This is a genomic window from Anaerobacillus sp. (assembly GCF_046314235.1).
Classification (GTDB): domain Bacteria; phylum Bacillota; class Bacilli; order Bacillales; family Anaerobacillaceae; genus Anaerobacillus.
Genome location: NZ_JBKBWN010000006.1, coordinates 139,092 through 156,289, shown reverse-complemented (window position 1 = coordinate 156,289; position 17,198 = coordinate 139,092). Strand labels below are relative to the sequence as shown.

The 17,198-nt window shown below is 35.5% G+C and carries 15 protein-coding genes, 5 tRNA genes and 1 pseudogene; 16 read left to right on the top strand and 5 right to left on the bottom strand.

The window, feature by feature from the left end; translation table 11 throughout:
• Positions 1-174: 174 nt before the first annotated feature.
• Positions 175-828, top strand: coding sequence for an NfeD family protein (locus tag ACK4M9_RS10610; RefSeq protein WP_409850177.1), 654 nt, complete (start codon positions 175-177; stop codon positions 826-828).
• Between the two features lie 43 nt (positions 829-871).
• Here the strand turns inward: ACK4M9_RS10610 and ACK4M9_RS10605 are convergent, their stop codons facing one another.
• A complete protein-coding gene (locus ACK4M9_RS10605; RefSeq protein WP_409850175.1) occupies positions 872-1,663 on the bottom strand; it encodes a DUF1189 domain-containing protein in 792 nt (263 codons plus the stop codon).
• A gap of 272 nt (positions 1,664-1,935) precedes the next feature.
• Here ACK4M9_RS10605 and ACK4M9_RS10600 point away from each other — a divergent pair, with 272 nt between their 5' ends.
• The 7 genes from ACK4M9_RS10600 to ACK4M9_RS10570 all read left to right on the top strand — a co-directional run bounded on the left by ACK4M9_RS10600 (position 1,936) and on the right by ACK4M9_RS10570 (position 4,808).
• A complete protein-coding gene (locus ACK4M9_RS10600) occupies positions 1,936-3,564 on the top strand; it encodes a Na/Pi cotransporter family protein (RefSeq protein ID WP_409850173.1) in 1,629 nt (542 codons plus the stop codon).
• A 257-nt stretch (positions 3,565-3,821) separates the two neighbouring features.
• Positions 3,822-3,896: transfer RNA gene (locus ACK4M9_RS10595), tRNA-Asn, on the top strand.
• A 5-nt stretch (positions 3,897-3,901) separates the two neighbouring features.
• Positions 3,902-3,978, top strand: a tRNA-Met gene (locus tag ACK4M9_RS10590).
• Between the two features lie 24 nt (positions 3,979-4,002).
• A tRNA-His gene (locus ACK4M9_RS10585) sits at positions 4,003-4,078 on the top strand.
• Positions 4,079-4,091: 13 nt separating this feature from the next.
• Positions 4,092-4,168: transfer RNA gene (locus ACK4M9_RS10580), tRNA-Ile, on the top strand.
• Positions 4,169-4,176: 8 nt separating this feature from the next.
• Positions 4,177-4,269: transfer RNA gene (locus ACK4M9_RS10575), tRNA-Ser, on the top strand.
• Positions 4,270-4,484: 215 nt separating this feature from the next.
• Complete coding sequence (locus ACK4M9_RS10570; protein ID WP_409850171.1) at positions 4,485-4,808, top strand: iron-sulfur cluster biosynthesis family protein; 324 nt, start codon at positions 4,485-4,487, stop codon at positions 4,806-4,808.
• Here the strand turns inward: ACK4M9_RS10570 and ACK4M9_RS10565 are convergent.
• Positions 4,786-5,613 (bottom strand): undecaprenyl-diphosphate phosphatase, encoded by an 828-nt coding sequence (locus tag ACK4M9_RS10565; RefSeq protein WP_409850169.1) that lies wholly within the window; start codon positions 5,611-5,613, stop codon positions 4,786-4,788. The genes ACK4M9_RS10570 and ACK4M9_RS10565 overlap by 23 nt on opposite strands.
• A 281-nt stretch (positions 5,614-5,894) precedes the next feature.
• Here ACK4M9_RS10565 and ACK4M9_RS10560 point away from each other — a divergent pair, with 281 nt between their 5' ends.
• The 3 genes from ACK4M9_RS10560 to ACK4M9_RS10550 all read left to right on the top strand — a co-directional run bounded on the left by ACK4M9_RS10560 (position 5,895) and on the right by ACK4M9_RS10550 (position 10,242).
• Positions 5,895-6,506, top strand: a complete 612-nt coding sequence (locus ACK4M9_RS10560) for a superoxide dismutase (RefSeq protein ID WP_409850167.1) — start codon at positions 5,895-5,897, stop codon at positions 6,504-6,506.
• 203 nt (positions 6,507-6,709) lie between these two features.
• On the top strand, positions 6,710-8,005 hold the full coding sequence (locus ACK4M9_RS10555; protein ID WP_409850165.1) for an MFS transporter: 1,296 nt from the start codon (positions 6,710-6,712) through the stop codon (positions 8,003-8,005).
• A gap of 170 nt (positions 8,006-8,175) precedes the next feature.
• The gene (locus ACK4M9_RS10550; protein ID WP_409850163.1) at positions 8,176-10,242 is read left to right on the top strand and encodes a peptidoglycan D,D-transpeptidase FtsI family protein; all 2,067 of its coding nucleotides are present in this window, start codon (positions 8,176-8,178) and stop codon (positions 10,240-10,242) included.
• A gap of 73 nt (positions 10,243-10,315) precedes the next feature.
• Here ACK4M9_RS10550 and ACK4M9_RS10545 read toward each other — a convergent pair whose 3' ends face one another.
• The 3 genes from ACK4M9_RS10545 to ACK4M9_RS10535 all read right to left on the bottom strand — a co-directional run bounded on the left by ACK4M9_RS10545 (position 10,316) and on the right by ACK4M9_RS10535 (position 11,440).
• Complete coding sequence (locus ACK4M9_RS10545) at positions 10,316-10,498, bottom strand: hypothetical protein (protein WP_409850161.1); 183 nt, start codon at positions 10,496-10,498, stop codon at positions 10,316-10,318.
• A gap of 75 nt (positions 10,499-10,573) precedes the next feature.
• Positions 10,574-11,062: an endolytic transglycosylase MltG gene (locus tag ACK4M9_RS10540; protein ID WP_409850159.1), complete on the bottom strand. Its 489-nt coding sequence runs from the start codon at positions 11,060-11,062 to the stop codon at positions 10,574-10,576.
• Between the two features lie 42 nt (positions 11,063-11,104).
• Positions 11,105-11,440 (bottom strand): hypothetical protein, encoded by a 336-nt coding sequence (locus tag ACK4M9_RS10535; protein ID WP_409850157.1) that lies wholly within the window; start codon positions 11,438-11,440, stop codon positions 11,105-11,107.
• 446 nt (positions 11,441-11,886) lie between these two features.
• On the opposite strand from ACK4M9_RS10535, the gene ACK4M9_RS10530 reads away from it, so the two are divergent.
• The 5 genes and pseudogenes from ACK4M9_RS10530 (at position 11,887) to rpmG (ending at position 17,191) form a co-directional block, all read left to right on the top strand.
• Complete coding sequence (locus ACK4M9_RS10530; RefSeq protein ID WP_409850155.1) at positions 11,887-12,519, top strand: DUF4912 domain-containing protein; 633 nt, start codon at positions 11,887-11,889, stop codon at positions 12,517-12,519.
• 17 nt (positions 12,520-12,536) lie between these two features.
• Positions 12,537-15,308 carry a 1,4-alpha-glucan branching protein domain-containing protein gene (locus ACK4M9_RS10525; protein ID WP_409850153.1) on the top strand — a complete coding sequence of 924 codons (2,772 nt, stop codon included), beginning with the start codon at positions 12,537-12,539 and terminating at the stop codon, positions 15,306-15,308.
• A 90-nt stretch (positions 15,309-15,398) separates the two neighbouring features.
• Positions 15,399-16,112 (top strand): annotated as a pseudogene (locus ACK4M9_RS10520) (nucleotidyltransferase family protein); the annotation flags it as partial.
• Between the two features lie 52 nt (positions 16,113-16,164).
• Entirely contained in the window at positions 16,165-16,809 is a 645-nt protein-coding gene (locus ACK4M9_RS10515; RefSeq protein WP_409850151.1) for a hypothetical protein, read from the top strand.
• A 232-nt stretch (positions 16,810-17,041) separates the two neighbouring features.
• Positions 17,042-17,191 carry a 50S ribosomal protein L33 gene (gene rpmG, locus ACK4M9_RS10510; RefSeq protein ID WP_409850149.1) on the top strand — a complete coding sequence of 50 codons (150 nt, stop codon included), beginning with the start codon at positions 17,042-17,044 and terminating at the stop codon, positions 17,189-17,191.
• The last annotated feature ends 7 nt before the right edge of the window (positions 17,192-17,198 follow it).

The following is a 17,198-nucleotide window of genomic DNA, read 5'->3' as shown; positions in this document are numbered from 1 at the left end:
TGTTTTCTTCTGTTTACTATGGTTTCCTGACTTTTTAATATCATTTTTTTTCATGAATACCACCTCTTTTCTTAGTATGTCAGCTTTTCTAATGAACAATTACATTTTTTTGAAACGTTATTTGTTTTCTTACGTAAATAAGAAATAATGATTATTTTATAAGGAGTGAAAAGTATGGAGATTTTAAACATAGCTAGCGTTGGTTTTTTCGTTGTTTTTTTAGGTACATTATTTTTGTTTGGGGAACTCCTAGTCAAAGTAAAGGGATTGTTTGCTATCATTGGAATTGGAATTATGGCCACATACTTTTCCTTTCATATAAGTGTTGGTTCTGGAATGGGATTATGGGTTGCGTTACTCTATATAGTTGGTGTGTCGCTGATTGTGATTGATGGTAAATTTATTACAGATGGAACGATTGCTTTATTTGGAGTTATATTAATGATCGTGGGTATTGCTATTCCTAGTCCTTCAATTGTTTACGGTTTTTTAGTGGCAATGGCATTATTACTAGGAGCTGCTGCATCAACACTGTTTATGAAGGTGTTCCCATCAAGAAACTTATGGTCAAAAATGACCCTGAAAGATCGTTTAACTAGCGATTTAGGATACAATTCTTTAAATGCATCCTATAAAGAGTTCGTTGGTATGGAAGCCGTAACTGCAACACCATTTCGTCCAACTGGAACAATAGAACTCGATGGGAAATACTATAGTGCAACGTGTGATAGTCATTGGTTAAATGCAGGTACAACAGTTGAGGTAATTGCTGTAGATGGAACAAGAATAGTAGTAAAGAAGAAAATAGATCAAAACAAAAATGAGTAGAGCCATAAAAGGCCACTACTCATTTTATTTATTACGCTAAAGACTAAAGTTCCACGGTTTCTTCTTCTTGTTTAGGTGTTGGAATTTCTTTAAAGATTAGATATAACATAATTACTGCGACGATCCAGTAAAGAGTAAATGCAAATGGAATATAGATTGACAAAGCGTCAATAATAGCAAAAAATACAGTTGGTAAAGTAACGGCATAAGCACTTAAAATCCATACTTGCTTGTAAGAAAGAACAGTGCCAGTATTTTTTCGAATGATTAAACCAAAGATTGTTAAAACAAAAATACCTAGATACTTTAAACTTGTAAAGAAAAGGTATAATATCATTACGGCAATAGAGATAATTAGCGGTAACAAGTCGACAATAGTATCTGTAAACTCTTCAACACTTCGCTTTGTCATATTTAAATTTCCTAATTCGCCGTAGCGAAATGATTCTGTTACACCATCAGAAACGAACACAGCTTCTTTTTCTAATAGAGCAATCGCATTACTGTACTGCTCTTCAATATCAGCAACTGAGAATGTCCCTGTTGTGTCAAAAATGATCACATCGCCATCTCCATTAAGAATAAGTGGTTCTTCAAGATCAGAAGTCAAAATACTATTCTTAAGCTCGAAGTCTGGGAGTTCATTTTTTAGCTCGTATTGAAATTGTTGAACAACGGTAGAAATCATTGAACCTAATTGATAGGCGGATATAGATAATGTAATAAGCATTAATACAAATACATACAGTATTGTTTTACCGATCCCTTGAAAGCGAAATTTAGCGATTGTTTGAGGACTGTACAAGCTTTTTATAAATTGCTGAAAAATATTCATTCTTTTACTCCTTCAATGTATGAATTTTTATTTTTAAATAATATGGATAACTATCGTATATTTTACAGAAACTTTCTAAGCCTAACAAGTAGAGATTTACTTATGGTGTTCAAGTATATTTACACTACGTTAACTAAATAGAAGTAAAAATAAAGAGAAAGTAAAAATCTTTACAAAATCTTTACAAAACGTTAATAAATAATCAATAAAAAAAAAGTATGATTGTAGAGAATTGTCGAAAGAAAGATAACACATTTGAAGGAGCGAGTTTTTTGGATATTCAACAGATACTATTTTTATTTTTTGGTGGTCTCGGAATTTTCCTTTTTGGAATTAAGTTTATGGGAGACGGTCTGCAAAAAGTAGCTGGAAACAGACTAAGAGATATATTAGACAAGTTTACTTCAAACCCTGTGATGGGAGTAATTGCGGGTTTAGTTGTAACAATAGCCTTGCAAACAAGTACCGGTACTACCGTGCTAACGATTGGGCTAGTTAATGCCGGATTTATGACACTAAAACAAGCAATTGGTGTAATCATGGGTGCCAATATCGGTACAACCGTAACAGCTTTTATTATCGGATTTAAAATCCAGGCGTATGCCCTCCCGATCATTGCAATTGGTACTTTCTTTATTTTCTTTATTAAACATAAGAAAGCCCAAAATTATGGGCAAGTTATTTTTGGATTTGGTGCGCTATTCTACGGTTTAAGTTTGATGGGCGATGCGATGAAACCACTTCGCACACTGCAAGCCTTTACGGACTTAACTATTAGCATGAGTGAAAATCCAATATTGGGTGTCGTAATTGGTACAGTATTTACAGTTATCGTTCAAAGTTCTTCAGCATCAATTGGCTTATTACAAACATTGTATGAGCAAGGGACAATGACTTTAGGGGCCGCCCTACCTGTTCTTTTTGGGGATAACATCGGTACTACAATTACGGCCGTTCTAGCTTCAATCGGAGCGTCAATAGCTGCGAGAAGAGCTGCTTTAACCCATGTTATCTTTAACTTAGTAGGAACATTTATCATTTTATTAATATTAAAGCCGTATACAAATTTTATTGCGTATATCGCCCAAGTCCTTGAACTAAATCCGGCGATGCAAATTGCCTTTGCACATGGAATTTTTAACTTTGCCAATGTATTAATTCAATTACCATTTGTTGCGTTGTTGGCACTAATTGTTACAAAGATTATTCCAGGTAAAGATTCAGCTATTGAGTATAAAGCACAGCATTTAGATCCGCTGTTTATTCAACAGTCACCTGTTATTGCGCTTGGTCAAGCAAAGCTAGAAGTATTAAGAATGGCAGAATTTGCGGAACAAGGTTTAATTGAAGCAAGCAATTATGCAAAAACACACCAGAAAAAGCACTCTGAATTAACGGTGCAATTCGAAGATGCGATTAATAATTTAGACCGTAAAATTACGGATTATTTAATTTTAATTTCAGCTAAATCGCTTTCTGCTAAAGATTCAGAACTTCACTCAGTTCTTATGGACACAGTTCGTGATATTGAACGTGTCGGTGATCATATGGAAAACATCGTTGAATTAATTGACTATAAAATTACAAATAAAGTTAGTGTTTCAGAGCTAGCAATGCAAGATCTTGATGAAATGTTTGACTTAACTATTTCTACTTTAAGACAAGCAATTAAAGCTTTAGAAGATAATGACGTAATTGAAGCTCGATCTGTTATGTTAAAAGAAGAAAAAATTGATAAAATGGAAAGAAAGCTTCGTAAAAATCATATCCTTCGTATTAACGAAGGGAATTGTACAGGAGCGGCAGGGATCGTTTTCGTTGACATCGTGAGCAATTTGGAGCGTATTGGCGACCATGCCGTTAACATTGCCGAAGCTGTTATTGGAGAAGAAAATCTATAAATAAATAAGAGCGAAGTGTCTTCACCAAAACATGGTTACTAGGCACTTTGCTCTTACTTTCTTTATCACGATTTCAGAATGTGAATGTTAACGGATTTTTACGCCAAATAATAATCACAAAAAATTGTTGCTTTAAAAAAAGTATTGTGATATATTTTTTCTTGTTGTTCCAGTTTAAATTTTAATTCAAAAATTTTTTTAGATTGTTGACAATAAATTAAAATTCATGGTAATATAAATCTTGTCCTTAATTTTATTCCACAGTAGCTCAGTGGTAGAGCTATCGGCTGTTAACCGATCGGTCGTAGGTTCGAGTCCTACCTGTGGAGCCATATATGGCGGCGTGGCTCAGCTGGCTAGAGCGTACGGTTCATACCCGTGAGGTCGGGGGTTCGACTCCCTCCGCCGCTACCAATTATTATTACACTTTCACATTTGGCGGTTGTGGCGAAGTGGTTAACGCACCGGATTGTGGCTCCGGCACTCGTGGGTTCAATTCCCATCAATCGCCCCATCTTCAATAGCTTGGACCCTTAGCTCAGTTGGTTAGAGCTACCGGCTCATAACCGGTTGGTCGTAGGTTCGAGTCCTACAGGGTCCACCAAATAGTACGGAGGAATACCCAAGTCTGGCTGAAGGGATCGGTCTTGAAAACCGACAGGCGGGTTAAACCGCGCGGGGGTTCGAATCCCTCTTCCTCCTCCATCTACATAACCAACGATTTGTATGTTCATCCTAAATGAGCATATAGATCGTTTTTTATTTATCAAAAAAGGGGCCGTCCAAAAGCAAAGTATCAATCACCTCGCTTACTGTAAATAGATTTAGTACAAGGATAGACTTCTATCTCTAGGTTAATTACACGAGGTACTCTGACACATATAGTACGGCCTCTTTATTCCATAGAATTGAGGTGCAAAATGAGAATTACATTTTCAATCGAAGCAAAAAACTATATAGAAACTCTAGTCCGGGCTGATCAAATTTTAGTATTATTTTATGATACGGACGGTTGTGGGTGTGCTGTAAATGGTGTTCCGATACTCAAAGTTGAAACGGAAGAAGTGAAAGTAAACCTCATAAGAATTAATACGAATGACTTTTCCGTTTATATGTACGAAAAGCATCTCATTTTCTTTGATGATGATATGAAGTTACATTTAGATAATAATAGCTTACGACTATCAAGTAACAATCAAATCTTCACCGCTAAATTAGTAATTAAACCAATGGAACATCTTTAATAAAAACCCAAACGACCGTCCCTAAGACGATACAGTAAATTGCAAAGTAAGAAAGCTTTGTTCGATTTACCATAGCTATGAGCCACTTAATACCGACGATAGCAAATAGAAAACTTGCAATGAAGGCAATGGTAGTTTCTACTAAGTAAAGGGTAAAAAATTGTGGCGACATTTCTGGAACTTCAACAATTGAAATTCCTAAAATCAATGGAATTGAAAGTAAAAAAGAATATCGGACTGCGGTGTGTTTGTCTAATCCGCACCAAAGAGCTGTTACCAACGTACTTCCCGCTCTTGAAATTCCTGGTAAAACAGCTAACGCTTGACCAATACCTATAATAAGACCATCTTTCCATGTCATATGACTAGCTGTACGGGTTCCGGGCTTTACACCATGCTCTATTAAAATGAGAAAAAGCCCGGTCACTATTAAGGAAGCACCAATTGTTACAGTATTCGTCATGTTTGCTCCAAGAAATCCTTCGAATAGTTTTCCTAATATTGCTGTTATCCCTGTTGAAAATAACAATAATAAGCAAAAGCGGTATTGGACTTTTTTTTCTTCTCTTTTATAAAAAGCATATAAACAAAATCCGTTAATGATCTCAAAAATCTCCTTGCGAAAATAAATGGATACTGCCAATAACGAAGCAAAATGTAATAAAACCTCAAATTCTAGTTGATTACCCTCCACTTTAATTCCTAGCAATTTCTGAATAATAACAAGGTGTGCCGAACTTGAAATTGGTAAAAATTCAGAGAGTCCCTGGACAATTCCTAATATTAGTGCCTCAAACCAATTCATAATAATTCTCCTCCTTTATGAACAATTGTTGAAAAGCCTGTCTATACATGTATAAAGGGAAAAAGAAAAAAAATGCTAAAAACATCTTCATCAAATTGTATATTTATGGGTATTGTATAGAGAGCAATAAAATTATTCTTTATTTTTATTTTTAATTCTTGATCCTAAGCCTAAATATTTGAAAGGGGAGGGTAAATCTGCTAATGTAGGAAATGACAGTTAGTACTGTTGGAAAAATAAAACTATTACGAATTTCATGTATTTTTAAGGAGGATATTTTAATGGCAAACTTCACGTTACCAGAGTTACCTTACGCATTTGATGCACTAGTACCACATATCGATGAAGAAACAATGAAAATTCATCATGGAAGACATCATAATACTTACGTAACAAATTTAAATAATGCCCTAGAAGGTCATGCAGATTTAGCAGAAAAAAGTTTAGAAGATCTTTTAACGAACTTAGATGCATTGCCTGAAAGCATTCGTACTGCTGTTCGAAATAATGGTGGTGGACACGCAAATCATTCACTTTTTTGGGAGTTACTATCACCAAATGGAGGCGGCTCGCCAACTGGTGAATTAGCTGATGCGATTAATTCTGCATTTGGTAGTTTAGACGCTTTTAAAGAAGAGTTTGCAAAAGCAGCAATGACTCGCTTTGGCTCTGGTTGGGCTTGGTTAATCGTTGATAACGGTCAATTAGTCGTTACAAGTACACCAAACCAAGATACGCCTGTAATGGAAGGTAAAACACCTATTTTAGGTCTTGATGTCTGGGAGCATGCCTACTACTTAAATTATCAAAACAAGCGTCCTGATTATGTTGCAGCATTTTGGAATGTTGTCAATTGGGATGAAGTATCAAAACGTTTTAACGCAGCAAAATAATTTCGATTTTTCGACAAGGCTACTCAATTTGAGTAGTCTTTTTTATAGGTTCAATAACGTAAAGCATTTAAAATATATTTAAGGAGGCGATCTGGGCTTTTCCTATACTTACTATTGCGATAAATAAGCTCTTAACCAATTAATTGGTATAACGAATTTCATTTTAGACAAACTAGCTATGAGATGTTAAAGGGGAGTCGGAAATGAAAACGTTTTTTAAGAAGTTTCTAGGCGAAGTAGATGTTAATCGTGATTTAGTCCTCCTTTTAATTATTGGTGGGTTATATGCACTGAGTATCGCTTTGTCTAACACGTTTGTAAATGTTTATTTATGGAAGCAGTCAGGAGAATTTACACATATTGCTCTATACAATTTGGCATCAGTAGTGATGCAGCCACTCACATTTATTCTAGCTGGTAGGTGGGCAAAAAAAATTGACAGAGTTATCGTTTTACGGCTAGGGGTTTCCTTCCTATCCGTTTTCTTTTTCACTGTCTTGTTTTTAGGTGAAAAAGCTAACAGTTATTTGTTGCTTTTAGGGGCTCTTATAGGAATTGGCTTTGGTTTTTATTGGCTTGCATTTAATGTCTTAACATTTGAGATTACAGAACCTGAAACGCGTGATTTTTTTAATGGATTTCTAGGACTACTTACATCCTTTGCAGGGATGATTGGCCCAATAGTAGCAGGTTTTTTGATTACCAGTATGGAAAAGTTCACTGGATATAAAGTGATCTTCGCTATTTCGTTATCGCTCTTTGTAGCCGCAGTCATCCTCAGTTTCTTTTTAAAGCGGCGACCAGCTACAGGGACATTTGACTTTAAACGAATCCTTCAGGAAAGAAAACATAGTTCAAATTGGAAAAATATATTGTATGCACATTTTTTCCAAGGTTTAAGAGAAGGGACGTTCGTTTTCGTAATTGTTGTTTGGGTTTACATTGCGACAAATAGTGAATTAGCCATCGGTACTTATGGATTAGTTGCTTCTGCAGTTTCATTTGTTACTTATTACTTAGTTGGTCGCTTTATTAAACCAACCTTTCGCAAAAAGGCGATTCTAATTGGTGGGATTGGCTTATACTTAGCTATTTTCTTAATTGTCTTTGAACTAACTTTCGCAAGATTAATCATGTACGGGATCGTCATTTCAATGGCTTACCCGATCTTGCTCGTTCCTTATGTTTCACTTACGTATGATATTATTGGTAGAGGTTGGAAGGCTGCTGAAATGCGTGTCGAATATATTGTCGTTAGGGAAATTTTCTTAAATGGAGGACGAATAACCTCGATACTAATGTTCATCTTAACGGTAACCTTGTTCGACGAAGCAAAAGGAATCCCGATATTATTGTTAGTACTTGGTGCGGGACATCTAATCATTTACTTCTTCGTCAGAAAAATTAAGATTGATAAATCAAACAAGGGTGGCGAGGAGTATACTTTAGTTAGAAATAAAAAACAAGGTGACGGTCAAAATGATGGTTCGCCAATTTAATTTAAAACGAAAGAAAATCTGAAAACACCTTTTAGGAGGTGTTTTTCTTATTAAAGATGGATATGAGGAAGGTATTCTCGCTCTACATATCCCTAGTTTTTCTGGTGCTTTTTTAGTATAATTAACTGATCTTAAAAACTTCAATTATATGTAGAGAGGTGAACTGGTTAATGAGTAATAAAAAGAAAAAAGCACATATGCCGGTTCGGTTGAATATCTTATTCTTTGTTGTGTTTTTATTGTTTTCTGCACTTATTTTACGTCTAGGTGTCGTTCAAATAGTCCAAGGTGAAGAATATCAAAAGAAGCTTGATCGTACCGTCAATATGACTTCTAAACAGCTTGATGCGCCACGCGGTCTAATGTATGATCGCTTTGGAAATGTTGTTGTTGCTAATGAGCCAGTGTTTACTGTAACTTATACGAGCAGTGCCATTACAACGAATGCCGAAAAAATACGCGTTGCAAAACGGCTCAACGATTTTATTGATGTAGATCCTTCGCGAATTACGGCAAGAGATAAAAAAGATTATTGGCTGCTTACAAGACCTGATGAAGCACGAGCCCTTGTAACAAGAGAAGAAATGACTAAACTTAATAACGATAACAGGGCGATTTATCAGCTTCAACTAGATCGAATTACTGATGAGAAATTAGCTGAAATTATTGATGAAGAACTTGAAATCTTGGCGATTAAGCGAGAATTTGATGGGTATGCCTATTCTCCACAGCGAGTGAAAGTCGGTGTTACGTCTGTTGAAGCCGCCCGTGTTTTAGAACACTTAAATGAACTTCCAGGTGTAGACGTTGAAGTAGAATCAAAAAGGAAATATCCTTATGGGAATACGTTCTCTGCTCTAGTAGGGAGGACAGGGGCAATCCCAAAGGAGGAAATTGATCATTTCTTAGCAATGGGGTATGATCGTAGCGATGAAGTTGGAACTAGCTTCTTAGAGCAACAATATGAGGATGTTTTAAGAGGGAAAAAGCCAGTGTCAGAGCGCACCTTTGATGGTTCAAGAAATATTATTAGTGAACGGAAAGAGCAGGGGCAGCGTGGAAAAGACTTAGTTTTAACAGTTGATATGGATTTGCAACAAGCAGTCGATCAAATTATCGCCCAAGAGGTTGAACGGGTTAAAGGTATTCGTGGTTTTATAGATCGAGGTTCAGCATATGTTGTGCTAATGGACCCACATACTGGAGAGATATTAGCACTGTCAGGCTATGATACCCATGCAACGGGTAATAAAAATGATTTAGGCGTCATTTTGAATGGCTTTGAGATGGGCTCTGCTGTTAAAGGAGCTACTGTTTTAGCTGGATTTGAAGCAGGATACGCAAAACCAAACACATATTTCCATGATAGACCTATCACAATTGGTGGACTCAAAAAAAGCTCGTTTGGTGGGAAAGCACTTGGACGATTAAATGATTTAACTGCGCTTGAAAGGTCTTCAAACGTCTATATGTTTGAAATAGGAATGGCCTTTGGTAATTATCACTATCCATCAAAGCGTGGTGGTGGCATAAATGACCGAACAAAAGGGTTTAATCAAATCCGTTATTACTTTAATCAGTTCGGTCTTGGCGTAAAGACTGGGATTGATTTACCTGAAGAGGGAACGGGCTATAATGGAGGCGTCGGGGAGCTTGGACATCTTCTTGACTTTACTATTGGGCAGTTCTCTACGTACACGCCCTTGCAAATGGCTCAATATGTATCGACAATTGCTAATGGAGGTTATCGGATCCAGCCAAGGCTTGTCAGAGAAATTCGTGAACAAGCTACAAATGGAGAGTATGGAAATGTTATTAAACAATTTTCTCCTACAGTTTTAAACCGTGTTGATATGACTGATGAGCAAATAAAACGAGTGCAGGAAGGTTTTCGCCTCGTTGTTCACGGAAGGCAAGGAACGGCTAGAGCTTTGGCCAATAAGCCATACCGCTTAGCTGGAAAAACAGGAACTGCCCAAGTGAGTGTAAACGGTATAAAGGGCAATAATCATACTTTTGTTGGTTATGCACCATATGATAATCCAGAGGTGGCCTTTGCTGTCATCGTTCCTGGGCTTTATATTCGAGATAGTATTGGTCGACCAGCAAACGCAATTTCTGAAAAAGTTCTTGATGCGTATTTTGATTTAAAAACAAGTAGAAGTACAAATGTTCAGCCTATTGAACTAAATCAAGAAGATCAAGAAGATCAAGAAGATCAAGAAGATGAAGAGTAAAAGAAGGAGTGACAATGTCACTCCTTCTTTTCGACCGTGTAAATGTTTTTTGTACGAAAGGCAATGTTTTTCGTTATTGCCTTTTTTCATTATATCCCGCAGTAAAAATAGCAGCTAAAAAAGCTACGACAACCAATAAAATTAATGGGGTTTTTGGATAATCTACAGCATGAGTAAACTTCATAATAACTACATAATGTAGAGGGATGATTAGAAACGCAACGATCGCAACAATAACAATTGCAACTACTTTCATCGTAAACTCCTTTTAAGCGGTTTTGGATTGTTGTTAGTGTTTACGTCTTTTGTAGTTTTAAAACAAAAGGATAATTTAAGTTAGTTTTTCGATAATTTCTTCTATAGACATTTCAGAAGTCAGTGAATATTCTCCAGCCTTCATTTTTGTTTCTACACCTTTTTTGATTAAAGTTTCCTCAAAGAGCTTTTTATCGCTAATTAGTCCTTTTTCTTCAAGTAATAATGCGATACTTCCAGAGCTCATCCCTGGCTCAATTTGAAAGGTAATTTCCTTAATAATTACTTGCTCTGTTGTTTTCTCAGGTTTTGAAGAAGCTTCTTTCTGGACGATCTCTAAAGTAATACTATTTTCAAGTAGTTGGTCGTATTCGGATTTTTCAACAATAACTAAATTTTCATTTTTTAGATAAGCTTGTAAATCTTCTTCAGTAAAATTCATCTTATCCTCACTCTGTACCTCTTTAATGACAAGCAAATTGTCTGTAAAATAATAGTTATAGGCAAGTAGTGACGTTGCAAGAAGAAGTCCAGCGGCAATTCCTTGTAGCATCTTTTTTGTCATCTTGTTCTCCTTTCACCCTATCTAATTAGAAACAACTAGAAATTAACTTAGTAGGTCATTGATTTGATCGCTACTTAAACCAGTAATCGTTTCTATTTCCTCAGAAGAGTGGCCATCCTCATATAAAGCTAATATTTTATCTCGATCGTAGATGATCGAGTTCGTTTGAGTGTTAGTAAAATAATGATTATCCTGGCCAATTAATATTTCCTCTTCTAGTACTTTTATTTTCTTTTTTAATTGATAAATTTCTTGCATTAATGAAATTGAAAAATTTTCAATTTGTGCTTCCACTTCCTTATTACGGTCTTTTTTTACAAAAGAAATAAGAAACAAAATGATTGATAAAGAAAATAAAGCTATTAACGTTAATTCCATCTGTCTACCTCCTTGTCCGATACTATTCAGTTATAACATAATTGATAAAAATAACAAGACTTCTAAAAAGAATGGTTTTATTTTACAGAAACAGTGACTCTTTTAAAAGAGCTTCTTTACGAATATCCGATAATAAAAAATATAAAAGTGTTAGTTCAAACATAAAAGTATTGTTAGGGACACGCGCCTTTTGTCGAAAAACCTCCAAAATTCGGATTGGATTCAGATAAACAGAGACAAATTAAGATTTATAAAAAAATTATTAGATGTTTAATATAGTAAACTATATAGGACAGACATTTTTCTACAAAATAGACTTCTTGTTGCAAGTTTCTATTAAATGTAAGATATAGTTAGACGTTTTTTTTAGGGGTATTCTCATACGAATTGCTGTTTGGCTTATCTTCCTAAGTAAACGTTTGATTTAAAAATTGGGGTGTAATAGTTTGAATCATGAAATAGTAAAAAACGATGGCGTTTCAATTAAACAAAGTTCATCTCAATTGAGTTTGCTAAATAATGTTCAAAATCAATCTGAAAAAGATGAAATAGGACCTAACGATGCATGTTCTAATTTGGGTAAAGAGGGTTATAAAAAAACTACTACTGAAAAATCCCTTTCTATTGTTGGTAGAGATGAAACAGACCAATGTGAATTAATGGTTCAATCTCCAACGAGTCTTTTTTGCTATTGGGCGTTCTCAAGTAGAAAAAAAAAGATTGCTCAGAATTATTTGAATAAAGATTGGGGCTCTATGGATAAAAGAATAAGATTATATGACATAACATCAATCATTTTTAATGGCCACAATGCCCATCGGCTCTTAGAGTATTCACTCCCTGAAAACTGTAAGCAGTGGTTCTTTAATCACCTTGCTTCTAATCGAACCTATTGCGTCGATATTGGCATCGTTACAAGTGAAGGAAGTTTTTTTTCTTTAATTCGATCGAATGCTAACAATACTCCTAGATTACGAGATGAAGTATTTACTAATCATCGGTCGAACTGGGAAGCAGAGAGCGAAATTGAACCTCATTGGTTAAATGGGTTTAGTTGTTATTCTTATTATGAAAAATAAAAATGGGAGGTTGAATTATGCAAAAAGGATATTTTTCAATCGTCCTCCATGCGCATATACCTTTTGTCAGACATCGAGAAAACGAGAGGCTTGAAGAACGTTGGTTATTTGAAGCGATCTCAGAAACTTATATACCTCTATTGTGGAATTTAGAAGAACAAAAAACTGAAAAAGTTATGACTATTTCCTTTTCACCACCGCTAATGGAAATGTTAGCTGACTCTCTTTTGCAAAGAAGATTTTTACATAATCTTGAAAAGACACAGTCTTTATTAAGTCAAGAAGCAACTCGAGCCCAAAGTGTCGAAGAGATGAAATTAGTAGCTTTTTATAAAAAACGGATTAACCGTATAAAGGATACATTTCTAAAGTGTGAACAAAATCCCCTAAAGGGCTTTCGAAAATTTATGGAGGAAGGAAAGCTAGTTTGCATTTGTAGTTCTGCTACCCATGCATTTCTTCCATATCTGAAAACAAAAGAAGGAGTAAGAGCTCAAATTAGCTATGGGATCAATACATTTACAAAACATTTCGGTCTGAAACCTAAGGGTTTTTGGCTACCTGAATGTGCGTATACACCTGGCATAGATCGTATTTTGTTCGAAGAAGGGATTCGTTATTCGTTTGTTGATGAACATGCATTAAAATTTGCTGATCCAAAGCCGTCTCAAGGAATAGGAGCACCAATTTATTCACCATATGGTGTCATCTTATTTCCGCGTAATTCTAAATTGTCGAACCAAGTTTGGAGTTCTATCGACGGGTATCCAGGCGACTTTAATTATCGTGAGTTTTATCGTGACATTGCCTATGATCGTGACTGGGAGTATATAAAGCCTTATATGCATTCAGAGGGGATTCGTTACGATACTGGACTAAAATATCATCGCATAACTGGAAGCACTGAAGAAAAGCAATTATATTGCAGAAAAACAGCTTTAAAGATGGCCAAAGAGCATAGCACTCATTTTATTAAGACGATTAAAGCTGAACTACAAGTAAATGAAACGCAATTGTCACCACCACATCTAATCACCACCCCTTTTGATGCAGAGCTTTTCGGGCATTGGTGGTTTGAGGGACCTGATTGGCTCAATCATGTCATTACGGATAGTAGTGATGAATTGTTTTTTATTACACCAGAACAATATATAGAACGTCACTACCATGAATTTGAAACGGTTCATGTGTCTTTTAACACCTGGGGAAGACATGGCTATGGTGAAGTTTGGTTAAATGAAAAAAATAGTTGGATATACGCTAAGTTGCATCATATTGAACAGGATTTAATCGAGCTGGTGACGCTTTATAAAGGGAAAAGCCTTGTAATTGATCGTTGTTTGAAGCAAATGGTTCGAGAATGGCTGTTAGCTACAAGTAGTGATTGGCCATTTATTCTTGATGATGAAACCGTTACAGAGTATGCAAATAATCGACTTAATGAACATATGAAACGTTTCGGGCAATTAAGGGATCTACTTGTAAATGACCAATTAAAAGATGACATCTTGACAGAATTTGAAGTTGAATATCCGTTTATGGCTGAAATTATTTTAGATGTTTTAACTTCAAGAGAAGATGGTCCTATTATAAGTGTCATTAAGGAAGATAAGATAAAAAAACAAAAAAAATCAATTTTGGTGTTGGCTTGGGAATATCCACCTAGAGTCGTAGGAGGATTAGCAAGACATGTCTATGATTTAACAAAAGCACTAGTGAAAGAGGATTGTGAAGTTCATGTAATTACTACCGCAGTCACCGGTTCAAGGATGTATGAAATAATGAATGGCGTCCACGTTCACCGTGTAACTAGCTTACAGCCACTGGCAAACGATTTTTATCTTTGGGTTGGGAGCTTAAATATTGCCTTCTCTGACTATGTTGTTGAACTAGCTACGAAAATTGCTTTTGATCTTATTCATGCTCATGATTGGCTAGTTTGTGCAGCAGCAATATCTATAAAAGAACATTTAGAACTTCCGATTGTTGCCACAATTCATGCAACAGAGCATGGAAGGAATAATGGGATTTATACAGAATTGCAGCAAAAAATCTCTCATAAAGAATGGCAGCTAACCTATGAAGCTACTAAAGTTATTGTCTGTAGTGAATTTATGAAAGCTGAAATTAGGAAAGTATTCCAGTTACCGCCAGAGAAAATTGCAGTTATTCCAAATGGTGTCGACTTTGAGATGGTTGTAGGGGAGAAAACGGATTGGAAACGAGCTTACGGTGCTGAAACTGATCTTTTTATTTTTTCAGTAGGGAGAATGGTTAAAGAAAAAGGCTTTCAAACGATTATTGACGCCGCTCCGGCAATAATTGCAAAACATCCTGTGAAATTTATAATCGCTGGAAAAGGTCCACTTTTAGATCAATACCGGTCCCAAGTTATTGAGAAGGGACTGCAAGAATACGTGTATTTTATCGGCTTTGTCGATGATCAATTAAGAAACGAAATTTTAAACGGATGTGATATTTGTTTGTTTCCTAGTTATTATGAGCCTTTTGGGATTGTCGCTTTAGAAGCAATGATTGCTAGAAAGCCAACGATTGTCTCTGACACAGGAGGATTAACAGAAATTGTTACCCATAATAAAACGGGGTTAACAATTTATCCTAACGATGTGCAAAGCTTAGTAGATCAGGTGATTTATTGTATTGAGAATAAAAACGTTGCTAACGAAATTGCTCAAAATGGACAGGAACTTGCTAAAACGAAATATAATTGGGACTACATAGCCAAGGAAACAAATGCAATTTACCGAGAAGTTTATGCCAGTGGATGATAACGATCGTTTTTCTATGATTATAAATCGATTTATTGGACAGAAAAAAGGTACAAGAAGAGTGATTAGAGTATTGGGAGGGAGTTATAGATGAAAGCTGTTATTATGGCCGGTGGTAAAGGAACACGCCTTCGTCCTTTAACTTGTCACATTCCAAAGCCGATGGTACCACTCATTCAGAAACCGGTAATGGAGTATTCTATTGAATTATTAAAAAAACATGGAATTACAGATATAGCTGTGACGCTCCAATACTTACCTGATTGTATTAAGAATTACTTTGGTAATGGCAGTAAATATGGGGTTAACTTGCGTTACTTTGAGGAAAAGTTACCTTTGGGAACCGCGGGAAGTATAAAAAATGCAGAACAATTTTTAGATGAGCGCTTTATTGTCATTAGTGGTGATGTATTAACTGATTTCGATCTCTCTATGGGATTAGACTTCCATCTCAAAAAAGGAGCATTAGCAACAGTTTTTATGAAAGAAGTTGAATCTCCTCTTGAGTATGGTTTAATTATGACGAATGAACAAGATGAGATAGTTCGTTTTTTAGAAAAACCAAAGGTAAATGAGGTTTTTGGTAATACAGTTAATACAGGCATTTATGTGTTAGAGCGCGACATCTTGCAACATATAGAAAAGGGAGTTCTAATGGATTTTAGCAAAGATGTATTCCCTTTGTTAATTAAGGAGAAAAGACCATTTTTTGGATATAGAGCAGAAGGCTATTGGTCTGACGTTGGCAGCTATCGTTCTTACCAGGAAACACAATTTGATATGTTAAAAAAGAAAGTAAATGTTTCTCCGTCTTTAAATATCTAAAAATTCGAAATTATAATCTTAGGGATGGTAGGTGAAGAAAGTGCAGGTTAGTAGTACTGAACTTAGTGATTTAAAATTAGGTGTATGGATAGATGGCTTATTCACGTGGTTAGATGAAGATGGCTGGGTGTATGATAAGACTAAAGTCAATGAACAGATAAAAGTCTTTACTAATGTTGCTTTAAACCTTTCGGTAACAATAAAGTCCAATTTCTATGAAGAAACACTGCTACAAGTCATGACAATTCAAAATGGTCTTCATAAAGAGCGAGATATTAAGTTATTTTTTTGTCAGGAACTCATGGAAACTAAAGAGGAGAGTATTTCGTTCTATGCTCCCTCCGCTCAGGCAATTGTTCGCTCATATCAGAAAAAATTACTCTTATTGAATGGTAAGCTGAAAAACCGTGGGATTGTTCAATATTCTACAGATTTTGAAGATCAATGCTCATTAAGAGAAGGTTATGTTATGTTGCAGCCCTTTTCAATAAGCAGCCAAGTAAGCATATTTAGTATTGAAGGCGAAATAAAAGCCAATGAAAAAGTAAATGCTTATTTTTGGTTATGTATAGGAAATGATGAAGAGGATGTACTAAGAAATAATGCTGTTACCCAATTGAATCTCTCTTGCTTAGTTAATAATGAAACTGAATGTCTCTCTCGCTTAGGGAAGTGATCGTTAAGCCTATATGCTAAGCCCTCTAGTTTTAGGTGACTAAGATCTTACAGAACGTGGCTTTCTAGTCGTACTTTTGCAAATCGAAATGTATTTCCAAGAAGAAACTTAGCATACCAGGTCGTGTAGAGCTTTTTGATAATATGTCCAAAAGAAATACTTGATTGTTCTGAGGTATTTTGCTATTATTTAAAAGTATGATTGAAGTAAAGCATGTTTGGAGGGATAACGAATGCGTGTAAATATTACATTGGCTTGTACAGAAACTGGTGATCGTAACTATATCACTACTAAAAATAAACGTAATAACCCAGACCGTCTTGAGTTCAAGAAATATAGCCCAAGATTAAAGAAATATACTGTGCATCGCGAAACAAAGTAAGCAGACT